This is a genomic window from Nocardiopsis halotolerans DSM 44410, from assembly GCF_000341065.1.
In the GTDB taxonomy this organism is placed as follows: Bacteria; Actinomycetota; Actinomycetes; order Streptosporangiales; family Streptosporangiaceae; genus Nocardiopsis; species Nocardiopsis halotolerans.
Window position 1 is genome coordinate 6,809 of record NZ_ANAX01000149.1, and the last position, 18,978, is coordinate 25,786.

The 18,978-nt window shown below is 69.5% G+C and carries 22 protein-coding genes (1 of these 22 running past the window's edge); 16 read left to right on the top strand and 6 right to left on the bottom strand.

The annotated features are described in order from the left end of the window. From D455_RS0110870 to D455_RS0110935, 14 genes are all read left to right on the top strand, one after another. On the top strand, positions 1-757 hold the 3' portion of the coding sequence (locus tag D455_RS0110870) for an MraY family glycosyltransferase (protein ID WP_017570753.1). 380 nt of this gene lie to the left of the window's left edge; 757 of the gene's 1,137 nt are visible here — the last part of the coding sequence; the start codon falls outside the window, past its left edge; its stop codon occupies positions 755-757. Between the two features lie 225 nt (positions 758-982). After that, positions 983-1,423 (top strand): hypothetical protein, encoded by a 441-nt coding sequence (locus D455_RS0110875; RefSeq protein ID WP_017570754.1) that lies wholly within the window; start codon positions 983-985, stop codon positions 1,421-1,423. A 60-nt stretch (positions 1,424-1,483) separates the two neighbouring features. Further along, on the top strand, positions 1,484-1,708 hold the full coding sequence (locus D455_RS0110880; RefSeq protein WP_017570755.1) for an AtpZ/AtpI family protein: 225 nt from the start codon (positions 1,484-1,486) through the stop codon (positions 1,706-1,708). 105 nt (positions 1,709-1,813) lie between these two features. Next, positions 1,814-2,659, top strand: a complete 846-nt coding sequence (gene atpB, locus D455_RS0110885) for a F0F1 ATP synthase subunit A (protein ID WP_040684789.1) — start codon at positions 1,814-1,816, stop codon at positions 2,657-2,659. 108 nt (positions 2,660-2,767) lie between these two features. Next, on the top strand, positions 2,768-2,986 hold the full coding sequence (atpE, locus tag D455_RS0110890) for an ATP synthase F0 subunit C (RefSeq protein ID WP_017570757.1): 219 nt from the start codon (positions 2,768-2,770) through the stop codon (positions 2,984-2,986). Between the two features lie 38 nt (positions 2,987-3,024). Next, the gene (locus D455_RS0110895) at positions 3,025-3,567 is read left to right on the top strand and encodes a F0F1 ATP synthase subunit B (protein WP_040684788.1); all 543 of its coding nucleotides are present in this window, start codon (positions 3,025-3,027) and stop codon (positions 3,565-3,567) included. After that, positions 3,567-4,391, top strand: a complete 825-nt coding sequence (locus tag D455_RS0110900) for a F0F1 ATP synthase subunit delta (RefSeq protein WP_017570759.1) — start codon at positions 3,567-3,569, stop codon at positions 4,389-4,391. The genes D455_RS0110895 and D455_RS0110900 overlap by 1 nt, the downstream gene beginning before the upstream one ends. A 65-nt stretch (positions 4,392-4,456) precedes the next feature. Beyond that, positions 4,457-6,100: a F0F1 ATP synthase subunit alpha gene (gene atpA, locus D455_RS0110905; RefSeq protein ID WP_017570760.1), complete on the top strand. Its 1,644-nt coding sequence runs from the start codon at positions 4,457-4,459 to the stop codon at positions 6,098-6,100. A 3-nt stretch (positions 6,101-6,103) separates the two neighbouring features. Beyond that, on the top strand, positions 6,104-6,994 hold the full coding sequence (locus D455_RS0110910) for a F0F1 ATP synthase subunit gamma (protein ID WP_026122513.1): 891 nt from the start codon (positions 6,104-6,106) through the stop codon (positions 6,992-6,994). Between the two features lie 5 nt (positions 6,995-6,999). Beyond that, on the top strand, positions 7,000-8,442 hold the full coding sequence (gene atpD, locus D455_RS0110915; protein WP_026122514.1) for a F0F1 ATP synthase subunit beta: 1,443 nt from the start codon (positions 7,000-7,002) through the stop codon (positions 8,440-8,442). 85 nt (positions 8,443-8,527) lie between these two features. Beyond that, positions 8,528-8,917 (top strand): F0F1 ATP synthase subunit epsilon, encoded by a 390-nt coding sequence (locus tag D455_RS0110920; RefSeq protein ID WP_017570763.1) that lies wholly within the window; start codon positions 8,528-8,530, stop codon positions 8,915-8,917. Positions 8,918-8,947: 30 nt separating this feature from the next. Beyond that, on the top strand, positions 8,948-9,430 hold the full coding sequence (locus tag D455_RS0110925) for a DUF2550 domain-containing protein (protein ID WP_017570764.1): 483 nt from the start codon (positions 8,948-8,950) through the stop codon (positions 9,428-9,430). Positions 9,431-9,481: 51 nt separating this feature from the next. Continuing rightward, positions 9,482-9,778, top strand: coding sequence for an MTH1187 family thiamine-binding protein (locus D455_RS0110930; RefSeq protein ID WP_017570765.1), 297 nt, complete (start codon positions 9,482-9,484; stop codon positions 9,776-9,778). Positions 9,779-10,043: 265 nt separating this feature from the next. Next, entirely contained in the window at positions 10,044-10,559 is a 516-nt protein-coding gene (locus D455_RS0110935; protein ID WP_017570766.1) for a hypothetical protein, read from the top strand. A 353-nt stretch (positions 10,560-10,912) separates the two neighbouring features. Here the strand turns inward: D455_RS0110935 and D455_RS0110940 are convergent, their stop codons facing one another. The 6 genes from D455_RS0110940 to nucS all read right to left on the bottom strand — a co-directional run bounded on the left by D455_RS0110940 (position 10,913) and on the right by nucS (position 17,017). Then, positions 10,913-11,509, bottom strand: coding sequence for a cob(I)yrinic acid a,c-diamide adenosyltransferase (locus D455_RS0110940; RefSeq protein WP_017570767.1), 597 nt, complete (start codon positions 11,507-11,509; stop codon positions 10,913-10,915). A 304-nt stretch (positions 11,510-11,813) separates the two neighbouring features. Beyond that, on the bottom strand, positions 11,814-13,418 hold the full coding sequence (locus tag D455_RS0110945) for a M20/M25/M40 family metallo-hydrolase (RefSeq protein ID WP_026122515.1): 1,605 nt from the start codon (positions 13,416-13,418) through the stop codon (positions 11,814-11,816). 237 nt (positions 13,419-13,655) lie between these two features. Beyond that, the gene (locus D455_RS0110950; protein WP_017570769.1) at positions 13,656-14,321 is read right to left on the bottom strand and encodes a DUF1707 SHOCT-like domain-containing protein; all 666 of its coding nucleotides are present in this window, start codon (positions 14,319-14,321) and stop codon (positions 13,656-13,658) included. A gap of 153 nt (positions 14,322-14,474) precedes the next feature. Beyond that, positions 14,475-15,320, bottom strand: a complete 846-nt coding sequence (locus D455_RS0110955; RefSeq protein ID WP_017570770.1) for an ABC transporter permease — start codon at positions 15,318-15,320, stop codon at positions 14,475-14,477. Further along, positions 15,317-16,222, bottom strand: a complete 906-nt coding sequence (locus tag D455_RS0110960; protein WP_017570771.1) for an ABC transporter ATP-binding protein — start codon at positions 16,220-16,222, stop codon at positions 15,317-15,319. Before D455_RS0110960 ends, D455_RS0110955 begins: the two co-directional genes overlap by 4 nt. Before the next feature lie 117 nt (positions 16,223-16,339). After that, positions 16,340-17,017 (bottom strand): endonuclease NucS, encoded by a 678-nt coding sequence (gene nucS, locus D455_RS0110965; protein ID WP_017570772.1) that lies wholly within the window; start codon positions 17,015-17,017, stop codon positions 16,340-16,342. Between the two features lie 211 nt (positions 17,018-17,228). Here nucS and D455_RS0110970 point away from each other — a divergent pair, with 211 nt between their 5' ends. Together D455_RS0110970 and D455_RS0110975 are read left to right on the top strand one after the other, a co-directional pair. Beyond that, entirely contained in the window at positions 17,229-17,615 is a 387-nt protein-coding gene (locus tag D455_RS0110970) for an SCO5389 family protein (protein WP_017570773.1), read from the top strand. A 163-nt stretch (positions 17,616-17,778) separates the two neighbouring features. Next, positions 17,779-18,978: 3-hydroxyacyl-CoA dehydrogenase (locus D455_RS0110975; RefSeq protein ID WP_017570774.1), on the top strand; the 1,200-nt coding region annotated here is incomplete at its 3' end.

Below are 18,978 nucleotides of genomic sequence, written 5' to 3' on the forward strand. Positions count from 1 at the left end.
GGGCCCGTGGCTGGGCGCGATGATCTCGATCCTGCTCATCGTGGTGACCATCAACGCGGTCAACTTCGCCGACGGCCTCGACGGGCTCGCCGCGGGCATCGTCGCCATCTCCTCCATGGCGTTCTTCGTCTACTACTACGTGGTCGCGGTGGAGCAGGGCTTCGTGCGCCAGTCGTACCCGGCCATGATCGCGATCATCCTCGTGGGCACCTGCGTGGGGTTCCTCTGCCACAACTTCCACCCGGCCAAGGTGTTCATGGGTGACACCGGGGCGATGCTGCTGGGGCTCCTGCTGACCTCGATCACCATCACGGTGACCGGACAGTTCGACGCTAACACCGCCCGGGAGGGGTTCAACTCCGGCCTGGTGGTGTTCCTGCCCATCGTGCTGCCCCTGCTGGTGATCGCCCTCCCCCTGGCCGACCTGGTGCTGGCCGTCGTACGCAGGACGCTCGCGGGCAAGTCCCCGTTCGCCCCCGACCGGGGGCACCTCCACCACCGTCTGCTGGACATGGGCCACAGCCACGTGCGCGCGGTGCTGCTGATGTATCTGTGGGCGGGCATCGTGGCCTTCGCCGCGGTGGCCCTGTCGGTGTTCAACTCCTGGATCATCGTGCTGACGGTGACCGCGCTGGTGGCCACGTGTGCGGTGGGTCTCATCGCGCTGCCCCGCCTGCGGCGTCGCGGACTGCTGGGCGGGAGGCGCAAGGAGAGCGTTAAGACGGGTGGAGGTCACGATTCGCCAACTGATCCCTGAGGGCGGCCTTCCCCACGGAAGCGGATGGCGGGGACGGGACGTCGTTGACCTGCGGATACGGTGTCGGAGTAGGTGTGGTGAAGGTGACATTCGTGCGGGAAACGCCGTGGAGCGGGCACTTTGTGGCCCGTTAAGGCCGCGTTAAGGAACCCCCGGATTCACTACCAAAAACCTTGTGATAGCTTTCACGAGCAGGCAACCACTGAACCCCACGGAGCTTCGTTGATGCAGGAACACGACGCCCGGACCCTCCGCGGCGCCGCGCTTCCGACGTCTGTCGTCGGCGTGGTCGCGTTGATCGTCGGCTTCGCCCTCTCCGGTACCCAGGGACTTCTCGGTGCGCTTTTCGGCGTACTTCTGGTCATCGGCGCCTTCGCCGTCTCGGCCTTCGTCATCTCCTGGGCCGGCGGACGGCGTCCGGAGCTTCTGCTCCCGGTGGCCTTCCTCGTCTACACGACGAAGTTCGTCATCCTCCTGGCGATTCTCCTCCTGTTCCGGGACACCACGGCCCTGGACAAGGACGTCTTCGGATGGACCGCGCTGGCCTGCGTGCTCGTCTGGCTGGCGGCCCAGGCCGTGGCCGTCAAGAGGAGCAGGCAGCCGACCATCGTGCCCGCGGAGGAGCGGGACGAGGACGCGGTCGAGGACAGTGAGGCACACCGGTGAGCCCGTTCGCGCGGGCTGGTGTGCGGAGCCTGATCACCTACTGCTATCTTCCGGAGCGAGATGAAGAACGGTCATCCAAGCGCGAAGAAGGACTCCCAGGAGCCGTCGACCGCCAACGGGACCACGCTCATCTCGTACCTGCTGGGAGGCCTCGCCTTCTGGGGCGGCATCGGCTGGGTCGTGGACTGGGCACTGGGTTTCTCCGGTCTCTTCCTGCCCATCGGGCTCGGTGTGGGCCTGGTCGGCTCGATCTACCTCATCTACATCCAGCACGTCCGGTCCTGACCGAACACTCGGATGCGTCCTCCCGCGCTGAGGGCTGGGCCGCACCGACCAGAACACCAAGGATTATCTTGCGTCACGACGAAAGGGATCGCCGTGGGTGCTGACCTGAACGTCGCGGCCTGGGAGCCAGGCTGCCACATCTTCGGCGACGGCTGCGGTTTCGAAGCGCCGGGTACCGAACTCTTCAACCCCACGCCGTGGGTGGACTTCGGCCTCGCCGGCGCGGCCGGTGTCACCAAGTACTACGTGCTCGCGGCCCTGTCCGTGGTCGTGGTGCTCGCCTTCTGGTACTTCACCACCCGCAGGGCCAAGGTCGTGCCGGGCCGTGCCCAGGGCACCGCCGAGTTGCTGGTCGGTTTCCTGCGGGACCAGGTCACCCGGACCACCATGGGCAAGGAGGGGGACAAGTTCCTCCCCCTGATGGTGACCCTCTTCCTGTTCATCTTCACGATGAACGTCATGGGCCTGATCCCCATCCCCGGCTTCCAGGTACCGGTGACCACGAGCCTGGCCTTCCCCGCGGTGCTGGCCCTGTTCGTCTACATCCTCTGGAACGTCATCGGCATCCGCCGCCACGGCGCGGTCGGGCACATCAAGGCCCGTCTGGTACCCAGCGGCGTCCCGGCCTGGATCCTGCCCGTGGTCGTGCCGATCGAGGCGCTCTCGAACTTCATCATCCGCCCGGCCACGCACATGATCCGTCTGTTCGCGGTCATGTTCGCCGGACACCTGCTGCTCGCGCTGTTCGCGGCGGCCGGTTTCTACATGTTCAACCCCATGTCCCCGATGGGCCCGGTCCTCGGCGCCGTCTCGGTGGGCTACTCCGCGATCGCCCTGATCGGCTTCCTGGTCTTCACGGTCTTCGAGCTGTTCATCATGGCGGTCCAGGCCTACGTCTTCGTCCTCCTGTCCTCCATCTACATCGGTGAGGCCATTGAGGGCGCGCACTAGGGAAACGGCCTCCGGCCCTTCCCGACGCGTATCCACGACCCCGTCCGATCCGTAACGTCCGCCCGGCGTCAACCACGATCGCCGGCATGTAGTAAAGGGAATATCAACATGGATCTCGCCGCCATCACCGGTAACCTGAACAGCATCGGTTACGGCCTCGCCGCCATCGGCCCCGGCATCGGCGTCGGTCTGGTCTTCGGTCTCGGTGTGCAGGCCATCGCCCGCCAGCCCGAGGCTCGCGGCATCCTCCAGGGTCAGATGATCTTCGGCTTCGCCGTCATCGAGGCCCTGGCCATTCTCGGCTTCGTTCTCGCGTTCGCCGTTTAGTCACACCCGGTCCATAGAACGCGAAGGGGATGCCAACCATGCATTTGGCAGCCGAACAGGGCAGCGTCCTGGAGATCCACTGGGACGAGTTCACCTTCGGCCTGATCGCCTTCCTCATCATTCTCGGCGTCGTCTACAAGATGTGGCCGAACCTGATGAAGGCGCTGGACGAGCGTGCCGACCAGATCGAGGGTGGCATCGCTCGCGCTCAGAAGGCCGAGGCTGAGGCGGAGGCGACCCGCCAGCAGTACCGCGAGAAGCTCGAGGAGGCGCACCGCGAGTACGCCCAGGAGCTGGAGAAGGCCAAGGAGCAGAGGGCGACCATCATCGCCGAGGCGCGCGAGGAGGCCCAGGTCGAGGCCCGTCGCATCGTCGAGGCGGCCCACGCCCAGATCGAGGCCGACCGCCAGCAGGCTCTGGTGCAGCTGCGCAACGAGATCGGTGCGCTCTCCACCGAGCTGGCGAGCCGTATCGTCGGTGAGACCCTCAGCGACAGCGCCGCCCAGAACCGCGTCATCGACCGGTTCCTGGACGACCTGGAGCAGACCGACAGCAACACGCAGCAAGCAGAGGTGCGCTGATGCGTGGTATCAGCCGCACGTCGCTGACCGAGGTGACCCGGCGCCTGGACGAGAACGTCCTGGCGTCGGCGGGCACCGCGAACAGCGGCGTCTCCCTGGGCAGCGAGCTCTTCGAGGTCGTCGCCCTCCTCGGGGGCGAGCACTCCCTGCGCCGCTGGATCGCCGACCAGGCGAACCCGACCGAGGCCAAGTCCCAGCTGCTCGGTGAGCTGCTGGAGACCAGGGTGTCCCCGTCCGCGGTCCTCGTGGCCAGCGACGTGGTCTCGGCCAAGTGGGCGAGTGCGCGCGACCTGATGGACGCGATGGAGCGGATGGCGGTCTACACGACCGTCGCCCAGCTCCAGAGCTCCGCGGCGCTCGACGAGCTGGAGGACGAGCTGTTCCGCTTCCAGCGGATCGTCGCCGCGCAGCCCGAGCTCCGTGACGCCCTCACCCGTGAGGGCGCGGCCCCCGAGCTGCGCCTCTCCCTCGTGGAGAGCCTGCTCTCGGGCAAGGTGAACCCCGCGACGCTGGTTCTGGTCAGCGAAGCGGTCACCCGTCCGAGGGGCCGTACCCTGGAACAGGCGCTGGACAACTTCGGACAGATCGTCGCCGAGCGCGCCAAGCGCTACGTCGCCGTCGTCCGCAGCGCCGTCGCCCTGAGCGAGAACCAGCAGTCCCGGCTCGGAGCCGCGCTCTCGCGCGTCTACGGCCGCGACATCCACCTCAACATCGAGGTCGCCCCCGAGATCGTGGGTGGCCTGTCCATCCAGGTGGGTGACGAGGTCATCGACGGGACGATCGCCGGGCGTATCGCCGAGGCCCAGCGCCGTCTGGCCGGCTGACAGAACGCAAGGCAAGCACGCACGGCGCCAGCCCGGCGCCATTTGAGAGCAAGGACAACGTAGAGATGGCGGAGCTGACGATCCGGCCGGACGAGATCCGGGACGCGCTACAGCGCTTCGTCCAGTCGTACGAGCCTGAAGCCACCCGCGCGGAAGAGGTCGGTACCGTCACCTACTCCGGTGACGGCATCGCCCGCGTCGGTGGCCTTCCCTCGGCGATGGCGAACGAGCTGCTGAAGTTCGAGGACGGCACCCTGGGCCTGGCCCAGAACCTCGAGATCGGTGAGATCGGTGTCGTCGTGCTGGGTGACTTCACCAACATCGAGGAGGGCCAGAAGGTGCGCCGCACCGGCCAGGTCCTCTCGGTGCCGGTGGGCGACAACTTCCTCGGCCGTGTGGTGGACCCCCTGGGCAACCCCATCGACGGCAAGGGCGAGATCGAGACGACCGAGCGCCGCGACCTGGAGGCCCAGGCCGCGACCGTGATGGAGCGCCAGCCGGTCGGCGAGCCGCTCCAGACCGGTATCAAGGCGATCGACACGATGACCCCGGTCGGCCGCGGGCAGCGCCAGCTGCTCATCGGCGACCGGCAGACGGGTAAGACCGCCGTCGGCATCGACGCGATCATCAACCAGAAGGCCAACTGGGAGACGGGCGACCCCGACAAGCAGGTGCGCTGCATCTACGTCGCCATCGGCCAGAAGGGCTCGACCATCGCCGGTGTGCGCGGCGCCCTCGAAGAGGCCGGCGCGATGGAGTACACCACCATCGTCGCCTCCCCGGCGTCCGACCCGGCGGGCTTCAAGTACCTGGCCCCCTACACCGGTTCGGCCATCGGTCAGCACTGGATGTACGAGGGCAAGCACGTCCTCATCGTCTTCGACGACCTCACCAAGCAGGCCGAGGCCTACCGTGCGGTGTCGCTGCTGCTGCGCCGCCCGCCGGGCCGTGAGGCCTACCCCGGTGACGTCTTCTACCTGCACTCCCGGCTGCTGGAGCGCTGCGCCAAGCTCTCCGACGAGCTGGGTGCCGGTTCGATGACCGCCCTGCCGATCATCGAGACCAAGGCGGGTGACGTCTCGGCCTACATCCCGACCAACGTCATCTCCATCACCGACGGTCAGGTCTTCCTGGACTCGGACCTGTTCAACCAGGGCCAGCGTCCGGCCATCGACGTCGGTGTGTCGGTCTCCCGTGTCGGTGGCGCCGCGCAGACCAAGGCGACCAAGAAGGTCACCGGTACCCTGCGTCTGAGCCTGGCCCAGTACCGCGAACTGGAGGCGTTCTCCGCCTTCGGTTCGGACCTGGACGCCGTCTCCAAGCAGCAGCTGGGCCGCGGTGAGCGCATGATGGAGCTGCTCAAGCAGAACCAGTACTCGCCGTTCTCCATGGAGAGGACCGTCGTCTCCATCTGGGCGGGCAACAACGGCCATCTCGACGACGTGCCCGTCGAGGACGTCCGCCGCTTCGAGGAGGACTTCCTGGACTACGTCTCCCGTGAGCACGCCGGCATCCTCGACACCATCCGCGAGAGCGGCAAGTTCGAGAAGGAGACCGAGCAGAGCCTCGAGAGCGCCATCGAGAAGTTCAAGCAGGGCTTCCAGACCTCCGCCGGTACCCTCCTGGGCACCGAGGCCGAGGCCGAGGCGCTCGACAAGGACGAGGTCGGCCAGGAGAAGGTCAAGGTCGCCAAGACCGGGAAGAAGTAGCCGATGGGTGCACAGCTTCGCGTCTATCGCCGGAGGATCCGCTCGACCAAGTCGATGGCGAAGATCACCCGCGCGATGGAACTGATCGCCACGACGCGCATCACCAAGGCGCAGAAGGCGGCGGAGGCTGCTGGGCCCTACGCGCGGGAGATCGAGCGGGCCGTCTCGGCCCTGGCCAGCAGGGTGACCGACCACCCGCTGCTGACCGAGGCCGAGAACCCGACCCGCGCGGCGGTCCTGGTCGTCACCAGCGACAAGGGCCTGGCCGGTGCCTTCGCGTCCAACGTGCTCAAGGAGGCGGACTCCCTGACCCAGCTCCTGCGGGAGGAGGGCAAGGAGGTCCTCACCTACATGGTGGGCCGCAAGGGCGTGGGCTTCTACAAGTTCCGCGACCGCCCGATGGAGGCGCAGTGGGAGGGCATGACCGAACGCCCGACCTACGCGCACGCCCAGGAGATGGGCGCGGCCCTCATGGAGAGGTTCTCCCAGGACTCCGCCGACGGCGGGGTGGACGAGATCTACGTGGTCTCGACCGAGTTCGTCTCGATGCTGACCCAGCGGGCCTACGCCACGCGCGCCCTGCCCCTGGAGACCGAGCCAACCGACGAGGTCCTGCCGCTGTACGAGTTCGAGCCTTCCGCGGAGGAGGCGTTGGACCGACTGCTCCCGCAGTACGTCACCAACCGCATCTTCTTCGCGCTCCTGGAGTCGGCCGCCTCCCAGCAGGCGTCCCGTCGCGCCGCCATGAAGGCCGCCACCGACAACGCCGAGGAACTCGCCAAGAACCTGACCCGTCTGGCCAACCAGGCGCGTCAGGCCGAGATCACCAACGAACTCAGTGAGATTGTCGGCGGTGCCGACGCGCTCGCTGCTGCCAGCGCGGGAAGTGAGTAACAAAAGTGACTGCGACTGTTGAAGGGACGGCCGGGGCTGGCACCGCCACCGGCCGGATCGCCCGGGTCACCGGCCCGGTCGTCGACGTGGAGTTCCCCGTCGGCTCCCTGCCTGCCATCTACAACGCCCTGAAGACCGACGTGACCGTCGGCGACAACGCCAAGACCATCACCCTGGAGGTCGCCCAGCACCTGGGTGACAACCTGGTGCGCGCGATCTCCCTCGCCCCGCAGGACGGCCTCGTCCGCGGCGCCGAGGTGCGCGACACCGGCGAGCCCATCAGCGTGCCCGTCGGCGACGGCGTCAAGGGCCACGTGTTCAACACCCTGGGCGACTCCCTGGACGTGCCGTCCTCGGAGCTGGGCGTCACCGAGCGCTGGCCGATCCACCGCAAGGCCCCGGCCTTCGACCAGCTCGAGTCCAAGACCGAGATGATGGTCACGGGGATCAAGGTCATCGACCTGCTCACCCCGTACGTGCGCGGTGGCAAGATCGGCCTGTTCGGCGGCGCCGGTGTGGGCAAGACGGTGCTCATCCAGGAGATGATCACCCGTATCGCCCGCAACTTCGGTGGTGTGTCCGTGTTCGCCGGTGTCGGTGAGCGCACCCGTGAGGGCACGGACCTCTTCCTGGAGATGGACGAGATGGGCGTCCTCCCGGACACCGCCCTCGTCTTCGGCCAGATGGACGAGCCCCCGGGCACCCGTCTGCGTGTGGCCCTGTCCGCTCTGACGATGGCGGAGTACTTCCGCGACGTCCAGAAGCAGGACGTGCTGCTGTTCATCGACAACATCTTCCGTTTCACCCAGGCGGGTATGGAGGTCTCCACGCTGCTGGGCCGTATGCCCTCGGCCGTGGGTTACCAGCCCAACCTGGCGGACGAGATGGGTCAGCTCCAGGAGCGGATCACCTCGACCCGCGGCCACTCGATCACCTCGATGCAGGCGATCTACGTGCCCGCGGACGACTACACCGACCCGGCTCCGGCGACCACCTTCGCCCACCTGGACGCGACGACCGAGCTCTCCCGCCCGATCTCGCAGAAGGGTATCTACCCGGCGGTGGACCCGCTGACCTCCACCTCGCGCATCCTCGACCCGCAGTACGTGGGCGACGAGCACTACCAGGTGGCCCAGCGCGTCAAGGAGATCCTCCAGCGCAACAACGACCTCCAGGACCAGATCGCCATCCTCGGTATGGACGAGCTGTCCGAGGAGGACAAGATCGTCGTCAACCGGGCCCGCCGGATCGAGCGCTTCCTGTCGCAGAACATGTTCGTGGCCGAGAAGTTCACCGGTAACCCGGGTGTGTTCGTGCCCCTGGAGGAGACCATCGCCTCCTTCAAGGGTCTGTGCGACGGTGAGTACGACCACCTGCCCGAGCAGGCGTTCCTCGACGTCGGCAACATCGACATGGCCATCGAGAAGGCCAAGCAGCTGCAGGGTTAGGAGTTCGGGCCGGGTCGGCGCCGACGTTGTCACGCGTTGGTGTCGACCCGGCCGAACCCGCCCACTAGCCGAGGAGTTTGTGGCAGTGTCGAAGAAGCTTTTCGTCGAGATCGTCTCTCCCGAACGTGAGATTTGGGCCGGCGAGGGCGACATGATCATCGCGAAGACCGTCGAGGGCGAGATCGGCATTCAGCCCGGGCACGTCCCGGTGCTGTCGCTGCTGGCCAACGACGCGGTCGTTCGCGTGCTGGGTGCGCGGGAGTCCGGCGAGGTCCGGGCCGCCGCGCACGGCGGGTTCGTCTCGATCTCGGATGATGGTCGTGTCTCCATCCTCGCCGAGACCGCCGAGCTCGCCGAGGACATCGATGTGGACCGTGCGCGCACGGCGCTGAAGAACGCGGCCGACTCCGGCGACAACGACGCCCTCGGTCGCGCGAGCAGCCGCCTGCGCGCTGCGGGCGAGGAAGTCGCCTAGCGTACCGGGACGGCGGAACGAGTAGTGGGCATGGAACGGCTCCTGCCTGGAGCACCGTGGTGGGAGTCCGCGCTGTGGGTGTTCTTCGCCCTGCTCGTCGTCCTTCTGGTGGTGGTCCTCACCATCACCCTGCGTCGCTGGGTCCTCGTACGGCGCGGCGGCGCGGTGGAGTGTTATCTGCGCGCCATGGGGGTGGGGGGCCGACGCGGCTCCTGGCGTATCGGCTTCTGCCGGTACGGTACGGAGGACCTGGCCTGGTTCCCGATCTTCTCACTCAGACCGCGGCCGACAGCGAAGCTGTCGCGCCGCGGTCTCGTCGTTGTGGGGCGGCGCGCGCCCGAACGGGGTGAGGACCTACCGGTCGACCTCACGGTGCTCCAGGTCGCCTGGACGCGCGCAGACGGCTCCGATCCGCTGGAACCGGCGTACGAGATCGCCATGAACGAGGGCACGCTGACCGGTTTCCTGTCGTGGCTGGAGTCGATGCCCCCCGGAACGCACTGGGAGGGCTGAGGCCGTGTGTCGGTGGTGTCCGTGGCGCCGGTCCGTGCCTAGCATGGCCGTATGATCGTTGCTTTCTCCGTCGCCCCTCTCGGTACCGGTGAGTCCGTCACCCCCGCCGTCGCCCGTGCGGTGAAGGTGGTCCGGGAGAGCGGGCTGCCCAACGAGACCTCGGCCATGTTCACCTCCGTCGAGGGTGAGTGGGACGAGGTCATGGACGTGGTCAAACGCGCGGTGCAGGCGGCCGGTGAGGGCGCCTCCCGGGTGACCTTCACCCTCAAGGCCGACATCCGCGAGGGGGTCACCGACGCCCTCCACGGCAAGGTCGAGGCCGTCGAACGCGAACTCGACAACCTCTAGCGGGCTGACCGGACACGTTGCCGGTGTGGCCGGAGCGTTCCGACTCCGGTCATGGCGCACAGGGGTGGTCGGTGGACCTCCGCGGTCACCGCACCGGGGCGTTCCCGTCGCGGGGGCTCCGCACGGGGCGCCCGGCACCCCCTCACCCGAGCCCGACGGGCGGTGTCCGTTCGCGGCTGCCCACCCGCCGTCGCGTTCCGGAACCACGCCGACACCCGGGGACACCCCTTCCCTGAGGCCACCGGACACGGCAGGATGCGATTCCATGCGCTTCTCGCGGCCTACCGGCCTTCTCCCCACCGTGCTCCTCCTCCCGCTCCTGACCGCCTGTCTGCCGACGGGCGGCCACGTCGGCGCGGTGGCCACGGGCCACTTCAGCGCCGGCCACCAGTTCCCCGTCCTGGTCGTGGCCTGGTGCGGTGACGCCGAGCCCCAGCAGATCGACCTGGTCGGCGGGGAGCACGAGATCCACCTGGTCGCCACCCGCGGGTTCGACGGGGACCGGGTGGAGGTCGACCTGGCCGCGCCCGGGGACGGCTGGCGGATCACCGACGGCCGGGGCGACCAGGTCTACCGCCTGGTCCCGGAGTCCGATCAGGAGGAGTACACGGTCGGGGTCGGGTCCCTCAAGGCGGAGCCGGGTGAGGGGACCGAGCACGACATCGGCACGGTCGTGTTCTCCACCGAGGCGCTGGCCGCCGAACAGGGTGTGTACTCCAGGGCCGCGGGCTCCTCCGAGGCGGAGTACGTCCCTCGGGAGGAGTTCCCGCCCGAGTGCTGAGGGCGGGGGCGCGCCCGACCCGTGGGAGGGTGACGGGCCGGGCGCGGTCGGGGAGGTCGATGGGGACCGCGGTGTTCTCCTTCTCCGCCAGGGTCTTCCGTGAGGAAACGGTCACTTCCTGTGAAAGAACCCATAACCCATGTGTGGCGCGTCACACGTGTTCCGTCGGACATTCTTCGTACGCGCAGGTGGAGGTGTTGGTACGGCGTTCCCTGGGCTCCGGGGGCGGGAACGCGCCAGGGGCCCGCTCCGCGGAGCGGGCCCCTGGCGTCCCGGTGGCCGTTCCCGAACGCCGTGCCGGCCCGGGGGGTGTCCGCTCCCCTGGCGCGCGAACAGGGGGAGGGGAGCGCCGCCTAGCGTTCTCCGCCGGGCTTCCACAGGACCTCGTCGCCCTCACCGGCGACGTGGCGGCCGAGGATGAAGAGCAGGTCCGAGAGTCGGTTGAGGTACTGGGCGGTGAGCGGGTTGACCGTCTCGCCGTGTTCCTCGATGGCGGCCCACACGCTGCGCTCGGCCCGCCGGACCACGATCCGGGCCGTGTGCACGAGCGCCACGGTGGGGGAGCCCCCGGGCAGGATGAAGCTGCGCAGGGTGGGCAGGTCCGCGTTGTAGGTGTCGCAGGCCTCCTCCAGCCGGGTGACGTACTCGGGCAGGACCCGCAGCGGCGGGTACTCCGGGTCGGGCACGATCGGCGTGGACAGGTCGGCGCCCAGGTCGAACAGCTCGTTCTGGACCCTGACGAGCAGGGCCCGGACGTCGTCGGGCAGGTCGCCCATGGCCAGGGCGACACCGATGGCGGCGTTGGCCTCCTCGGTGTCGGCGTACCCGACCAGGCGCGTGTCGTTCTTGCTGGTCCGGCTCATGTCGCCGAGCGCCGTCGTCCCGGCGTCGCCGGTGCGCGTGTAGATCTTCGACAGCACGACCGGCTTGTCGGTGTCCCGTTTGGTCATGTCTCCACCCTAGGCTTCGGCGCCCTCCAGAGGGCGTGGCGGGCGGTCCGGGTGCCACTGGAGTGACGGAGGATAACTGTTCCGTATCAAGGGGTGAAGGTGATGCACCTCACTGATACATTGGGGATTCAGGGAGCTACTCAACGTAGTTTCCGGCGGTGTCCGTATGCGAGCTCCGAGTGGAGAAGAGGGGGTCCCCGGGGCGTTCGTGGAGGGGGAGGCACCGCGGGGCGGGCGGCGTGGAACCGGGGGGTTCACGCCGCCCGCCCCAGGTCCGCGTTTCCTCACGCGGACGGGGTGTCGCCTACCTGAGCCAGTGGTCGCCCAGACGCTCGAACTCGGGCGCGGCCATGGTGCGCAGCACACCGTTCACCGGCAGGGTGCTCTCGGCGAAGAACTCCACGCCGTGCGCGCCGGCGGCGGACAGTTCGGCCACCGAGTCCCAGTTGATCTTCTCCAGGGTGTCCTGGGCGGTGTGGTAGTAGGGGTCGAACTGCTCGCCCGCGGTACCGCCGTACCACTCGACCTGCTCCTCGGTCTTGACGCCGTCGGCACCGCTGAACAGGCCGCCGGACGGGATCCCCGCCGCCATGAACGCCTGGTAGTCGCTGCGGCCGCTCAGCACGCCGGGCTCGCTGACCTGGCCCTGGTCGGCGAAGTAGTCCTCGAAGACCTTCGCGATCGCACCGGAGCCGGACGGGGCGGCGACGGAGCCGGGCAGCTCCATCCGGCCGTCCAGGACGAACCGGCCGTAGTTGTGCGAGCCGATCATGTCGAAGTTGAGGTAGAGGGCCAGGTCCTCGATCTCCTGCGCGGAGAGGCTCTCCACGTACCGGGTGGAGCCGACGAGCCCCTCCTCCTCGGTGCCCCAGAAGGCGAACCGCACCTTGTTCTCGGGCTCCGCCTGCTCGGCCAGCTGGACGGCGGTCTCCAGGACGAAGGCCGATCCGCTGGCGTTGTCGTTCATGCCGGGGCCGTCGGTGACGCTGTCGAGGTGGCTGCCCACCATCACCACGTTGTCGTCACGGCCGCTCGGGGTCTCCGCGATGATGCTGAAGGAGGTCTCGTTGCTGACCTGGGCGTCCACGCTCACCCGCAGCTCAAGGCCCTCGGTGGCCAGCAGCTCGGCGCCCAGCGTGCCGGACACGCCCACGGCGGGGATGTCGGAGAGCTCGCTCACGGTGCCCAGGAAGACCGGGTCCTCGTTGTTGACCACCAGGGCGGCGGAGGCACCCGCGTCGGCGGCGTTCTGGACCTTGGTCTGGAACGCGCAGCTGCCGCGCATGGTGATCGCGATCGCGCCCTCGGGGAAGTCGGCGAAGTCGTCGGGGGAGCACCCGCTCGCGTCGCTGCCGGTGTTGACCCCCACGGCCGGGGCGGTGACGTCGCCGGAGCCGGAGTAGGACATGGTCGCGTAGTCGGTGTCGACCACGTAGGTGGCCTCCCCCGGCGCCGTCTGGGCCAGGACGGCGGGGGACTGCTCCCGCCACAGCTCGTACTCGTACTCGTGCCGGTAGGGCTCGTACCCGGCGCGCTCCAGCTGGTCCTCGACGTACATGGCGGCGACGTCGTAGCCGGGGGTGTTCGTGGCCCGGTTGCCGCCGTTGTACTCGGCGATGGTGTCGAGGTTCTCCATGTGCTCCCGGATGCCCTCAGCGGTCACCGTCTCCGACAGCGACGGGGCGCGGTTCGCCTGTCCGGCGTGCTCCGGCGGCCCCGCGTGCTCGGGGGCGCGCGCGTGGTCCGGGGGTCCGGCGTGCTCGGGCGGCCCGGGGTCGGCGTGGGCGGGGGACGCGGCCAGGGCGCCGACGGTCATCAGGACGGCCGCGAAACCGGCCGTGGCGGCGCGGCGCCGGGGGGTGGGAGCGGCCGCTACGCGCGGAGCTCTCCCTTGGTGACTGGGCTGCAACGGTCTTCCTCCGGTGTGGGGGAGTCCATCACTCCTGGGAGTCGGGGGACGGACACCTCGGGTAGGCGAAGTACCGGTGCAGCCTGACACCGAAAGGGTGTCCACGGCAAGGACTGGCGGCCACAATTGCCACAATCAGCCACAGACCTTACGCGTGGGGTGCCATTGTGGTTGGATGGACCGCTCGGTGGGAGCAGAACGTCTTACCGGAGACCGGAGGAGGCGGGCCGGGGCCCGCTACTCCTCGACCTCGTCCTGGTGCTTGCGCGGCTTGTACTCGACGCCCACCCCGCCCATCACGGCGATGCCCCGGATGTGCACGACCGGTGCGTCCGGGTCCACCACGCTGGGGGTGTTGCTGGAGACGCCGAAACCGCCCATGAGCGGCAGCCCGTGCACGCGCACCTGGACGTCGTCGGGCACGGTGACACCCACTCCACCCATGATGGTGCAGACCCAGATGGTGGTCTCGCGCTGGGTGAACCGGGCCTCGCGCAGGTCCAGGTCGACACCGCCCATCACCGCGATCGCGGTGAAGTTGCCCGGCACGACCCAGTTGCCCGACCGGTCGGCCCCGCCCATGAGGACGATCGCGGCCTGACTGGTGGGTTCCTGGTCCACGATCCGGCCACCGCCGTAGAGCGGCCGGGGCGAACGGAAGTCGGTGGGGGCGACGGAGGCGGTGGGGCCGCTCTGCGCCGGGAGGTCCTCGGTGAGGGGGACGAGCTCGCCGAGGGTCTTGGCCCGGTACACCGCGTCCAGCCGTTCGCTGTGCTCGTCCGGGTCCAGGCGCCCCTCGGCGAGGGCCTCGCGCAACCGGTGCGCGACGGAGTCACGGTCGGCGTCGGAGGCGCGCATCCGGCCGTGCTCGGGGGGAGTGACTTCGCTCATCGGTTCCACCATATGTCCATTCTCGTCCGCCGTACCGGGCGCCGCATCGGGGATGTACCCCGGACTCCACCCTGAGGCCGGGGGCGCGGCGTCGGGGCCAGTCGTCGGGGAGCAGGCCGCGGCGGATCGCCTGTGAGACCGCCGCGGTCCGGTCGCCCACGGCCATCACCCGTCCTTCCGCGTCCTCCACCGGAACGTGAGCGGTACCAGGGCCAGACCCACCACACACCACGCCCCCAGGGCGAGGGCCACCGAGGGCAGGTCCCACGAGCCGCCGTGTTCGAGGGCGGCCATCCCGGCGGGGAGGAACGCGGCGCGCAGGCCCTGCGCCATCCACAGCAACGGGAAGAGCGAGGCGGCGTCGAGCACCCGGTCGGGCAGGGCGGCGACGGGCACGAAGATCCCCGAGACGAACTGGAGGACGAGGAACGGCAGGACCACGACGCCCGAGGCGGAGCGGACGCTGCGGGCCAGGGAGCTGACCGCGATGCCCAGCAGGGAGCAGGCGACGGTACCGAGCGCGAACACCCACGCGAGCGTCGCCCAGGAGGCGGGGTCGTCGGGCAGCCGCGCGTCGAAGGCCAGGGCGGCCACGCCCAGCAGCAGGGCCACCTGGCCCAGGGCGAGGAACAGCACCAGCACGGTCTTGCCGACGAAGTAGGCGGACGGCGGCATCGGGGTGCCGCGAAGGCGGCGCAGACCGCCGCGCTCGCGTTCGTTGGCGACGGTCGTGCCCAGGGTCTGGAAGCTGACCGACATCAGGCCCATAGCGACCAGGCCCGGCAGGTAGTAGTCCACGGCGGCCACGTCCGTGCCGAACATGCCGTCGAAGACCGACGAGAACATGACGAGGATCAGCGAGGGCAGGGAGAAGGTGAAGATCACGCTCTCCCACTCGTGGGCGAACTCGCGGATCTCCAGCCACCCCCGGGACAGCCCGACGCGCAGCGCGCCCGGCAGGCGGACGGACGCGGCCGGGGAAGGGGGCGTGTGCTCGGTCGCGGTACTCACGCGGACGCCCTCCTTCCGGCGCTCCGCCCGCCGTCGCGGTCCAATGCGCCGCCCCCGTCGCCCTCGTCGCTGATCAGGTCCAGGTAGACCTCCTCCAGCGTGGGCCGGTGCACGCTCAACTCCGGCACCTCGCCGGAGAACAGGGTGGCCAGCTCGCCCACCACCCGGGTGGGCTCGTCGGTGCGGGTCTCGCGGCGCTCGCCGCCGTCGGTCCAGCTGACGGTGGCCCGGGCAGAGGCCCGCCCGCCCAGGGTGGAGGGGCTGCCCTGCGCGCGCACCCTCCCGCGCGCGATCACGCACACGCGGTCGGCGAGCGCCTCGGCCTCCTCCAGGTAGTGCGTGGTCAGGACGATGGTGGTGCCGCCCCGGGACAGCCCGCCGACCATCTCCCAGAAGTCGCGCCGGGCCCGGGGGTCGAACCCGGTGGTGGGCTCGTCCAGGAACAGCAGTTCCGGCCCGCCGACGATGCCCAGGGCCACGTCCAGACGGCGCCGCTGTCCGCCGGACAGGGAGGTGACCCGCGCCCGGGCCCTCCCACCGAGGCCGACCAGGTCGATCACGGTGTCGGGGTCGTGGGGGAGGGGGTGGTAACCCGCGAAGTGGCGGACCACCTCGCGCACGGTCAGCTGGGGGAGCATGGTCTCCCCCTGCCAGACCACGCCGACACGGGAACGCCACCGGCGCCCGGCCGTGCCGGGGTCCGCGCCCAGCACCCGGACGGTGCCGTCGTCGCGCCGCCGGAAGCCCTCCAGGATCTCGACGGTGGTGGACTTGCCCGCGCCGTTGGGGCCCAGGAGGGCGAAGACCTCACCGCGCGGGACGCTCAGGTCGATACCGGCGACGGCCTCGTTCCCGCCGTACCGCTTGCGGAGGTCGTGGACCTCGATCGCTGTCTCGCTCATGGCACCGACTCTCCCCGGAGGGCGGCGCCCGGGGTATCGGCCGCCGGACCGTACCGGTGACCTCCGTCCGGAGGACACCGGTACGACCAAAGGAGGGGGTGTCCGGCCGAGGACGGATCAGAACAGGCGGAGGACGTCCGGCTCGATACCGCGCAGCTCGTCGTAGTCCAGCACCACGCAGGAGATGCCGCGGTCCTCGGCGAGCACACGCGCCTGCGGTTTGATCTCCTGGGCGGCGAAGACGCCGCGCACCGGGGCGAGCTGCGGGTCCCGGTTGAGCAGTTCCAGGTAGCGGGTCAGCTGCTCGACGCCGTCGATGTCGCCGCGGCGCTTGAGCTCCACGGCCACGGTGGCGTTCTCACCGTCCCGGCACAGGATGTCGACCGGGCCGATCGCGGTCGGGTACTCGCGGCGGATGAGGGTGTAGCCCTCGCCGAGGGTGGTGATGTGCTCGGCCAGCAGCTCCTGGAGGTGGGCCTCGACGCCGTCCTTCTGGAGGCCGGGATCCTTGCCCAGCTCGTGGGAGGAGTCGTGCATGACCTCCTCGACGGTCAGCACCAGCTTCTCCCCGGACTTGCCGTGTGTGACCGTCCACACGTCGGGGCCGTCGGCGACGGTCTCCTCCCGCACCTTGCAGGGCGGGTTCATCCAGTTCAGCGGTTTGAACGCCCGGTCGTCGGCGTGGATGGACACACTCCCGTCGGCCTTGAACAGGATCAGGCGGGGAGCCATGGGCAGGTGGGCGGTGAGGCGGCCGACGTAGTCGACGCTGCACCGAGCGATGACGAGACGCACGAAACGCCACGTTACCGTCTCCGTCGGGTGTGCGGAGCGGAACCGTGTACCGGCTCCCCGCACTCGTCGGCGACGGGAACCGTGTCCACATCCATGTACCCCGGGGGCAACGCAGGTGTGTCCTCCGAGCCCCATGACTCGCCGCCACCGGACCCCTAACGTCGCCAGAGGGCGCACGGATCCGTGCGCCCGCCACGACGAAGGGACTTCCATGTCGCTGACGGTCTCCCCGGAGCTGCTGGAGAAGGCGAAGCACGGCCCGGTCGAGGACGCCGACTTCATCGCCTGCATCAAGGACTCCCTGCCCTACGCCTGGAAGGTGGTCAGCGGGCTGGCCGAGGGCGCGCGCACCGCCGAGTCCGGCTTCGAGGCGAACGAGGTGCCCCCGCCCGGTGAGGCGGAGAGGGGACAGCTGCTGCGCCTGCTCGCCAGCGACGCCATGCGCGGCGCGGTGGAGCGGCACTTCGGTCTCCGACTGGCCTTCCAGAACTGCCACCGGGTGGCGCTCTTCACGCCCGAGGCCGAGGAGGCACACACCCGTTTCACCTCCCCGCGGGCCCAGTTGCTCAACCAGTCGCCCGAGCTCGTGGACTGCTAGGCGCGTACCGTCACCCCGCCCGAGCGTTCCGGGAGGGGAGGGCCGCCGTGTCCGGTGACGGTACGGCGGCCCGGCCACCGCTCACGCCCTCCGGATGGCACGGAGTGCCTGGCGGGGGCATCCCGTGCACTGGCCGGTTCGGGCGGGCCCGTAGTCTGGGCGTATGGTGCAGGAATTTGACAAGGTCGGTGTCGTCGGACTCGGCGCGATGGGCGCGGGCATCGCCGAGGTGTTCGCCCGTGCGGGGTTCAACGTCACCGGGGTCGAGATCGACCAGGCCGCCGTCGACCGCGGCCGTGCTCACGTGGACAAGTCCCTCTCACGGGCGGTCAGCAAGGGCAAGCTCACCGAGGAGGAACGCGCCGGGATCGACGCCCGGTTGACGTTCACCACCTCACGCGAGGAGCTCGCCGACGCTGACTTCGTCGTCGAGGCCGTCCCCGAACGGATGGACATCAAGAAGGACGTCTTCGGTGACCTGGACCGGATCTGCCCGCCCGGCACGATCCTGGCCACCAACACGTCGTCGCTGTCGGTCACCGAGATCGCCGCGCTCACCGGCCGCCCGGACAAGGTCGTGGGTCTGCACTTCTTCAACCCGGCCCCGGTCATGAAGCTGGTCGAGGTCATCACCACGGTCACCACCAGCGGAGAGACCGTCGACCTGGTCACCGAGGTCGCCAAGCGCATCGGCAAGACCCCCGTGGCGGTCGGCGACCGCGCCGGGTTCGTGGCCAACGCCCTGCTGGTGCCCTACATCAACGACGCGGTCCGCCTGTACGAGCGCGGGGTCGCCACCCGCGAGGAGATCGACTCCGCGGTGCAGAAGGCCGCGGGTCTGCCCATGGGACCGCTGACCCTCGCCGACCTGGTCGGCCTGGACGTCTGCCTGGCCGTCATGGACGTGCTGTGGGAGGAGTACCGCGACCCGCGCTACGCCGCCTCCCCCCTGCTGCGCCGGATGGTCGCCGCCGGTCATCTGGGTCGCAAGTCCGGACAGGGCTTCTACGTGGGACGGGACGAGGCTCCCGAGCCCCAGCCCACCGGCCGCTTCGCGGAGATGGTCCGCGAGGAGGAGGCCCTGGACCTGGGCGAGATCCTCATCGCACCGCAGATCGACGACGCCATGCGCATGATCGGCGACGGCTACGCCTCCGCCAAGGACATCGACACCGCCATGCGGTTCGGCTGCGGCTACCCCAAGGGCCCGACCGAACTCCTGGAGGAGCGCGGCGCCGAGTCCGTGGTCTCCACCCTGGTCGCGATGGGCGAGTACGCCCTGACCAGCATCCCTGTGCCCGCACCGCTGCTGGTGGACCGGCTGCCCGACACGGCGGAGGGCGAGGGGCACGGCGGGGGCTGC

Bases quoted from the DNA above. Each gene is read 5' to 3' on its own strand.
- D455_RS0110875 (WP_017570754.1), top strand. From the start codon at position 983: ATGCAGGAACACGACGCCCGGACCCTCCGCGGCGCCGCGCTTCCGACG.
- D455_RS0110880 (WP_017570755.1), top strand. From the start codon at position 1,484: ATGAAGAACGGTCATCCAAGCGCGAAGAAGGACTCCCAGGAGCCGTCG.
- atpE (WP_017570757.1), top strand. From the start codon at position 2,768: ATGGATCTCGCCGCCATCACCGGTAACCTGAACAGCATCGGTTACGGC.
- D455_RS0110895 (WP_040684788.1), top strand. From the start codon at position 3,025: ATGCATTTGGCAGCCGAACAGGGCAGCGTCCTGGAGATCCACTGGGAC.
- D455_RS0110900 (WP_017570759.1), top strand. From the start codon at position 3,567: ATGCGTGGTATCAGCCGCACGTCGCTGACCGAGGTGACCCGGCGCCTG.
- atpA (WP_017570760.1), top strand. From the start codon at position 4,457: ATGGCGGAGCTGACGATCCGGCCGGACGAGATCCGGGACGCGCTACAG.
- D455_RS0110910 (WP_026122513.1), top strand. From the start codon at position 6,104: ATGGGTGCACAGCTTCGCGTCTATCGCCGGAGGATCCGCTCGACCAAG.
- D455_RS0110925 (WP_017570764.1), top strand. From the start codon at position 8,948: ATGGAACGGCTCCTGCCTGGAGCACCGTGGTGGGAGTCCGCGCTGTGG.
- D455_RS0110930 (WP_017570765.1), top strand. From the start codon at position 9,482: ATGATCGTTGCTTTCTCCGTCGCCCCTCTCGGTACCGGTGAGTCCGTC.
- D455_RS0110935 (WP_017570766.1), top strand. From the start codon at position 10,044: ATGCGCTTCTCGCGGCCTACCGGCCTTCTCCCCACCGTGCTCCTCCTC.
- D455_RS0110940 (WP_017570767.1), bottom strand. From the start codon at position 11,509: ATGACCAAACGGGACACCGACAAGCCGGTCGTGCTGTCGAAGATCTAC.
- D455_RS0110950 (WP_017570769.1), bottom strand. From the start codon at position 14,321: ATGGTGGAACCGATGAGCGAAGTCACTCCCCCCGAGCACGGCCGGATG.
- D455_RS0110960 (WP_017570771.1), bottom strand. From the start codon at position 16,222: ATGAGCGAGACAGCGATCGAGGTCCACGACCTCCGCAAGCGGTACGGC.
- D455_RS0110970 (WP_017570773.1), top strand. From the start codon at position 17,229: ATGTCGCTGACGGTCTCCCCGGAGCTGCTGGAGAAGGCGAAGCACGGC.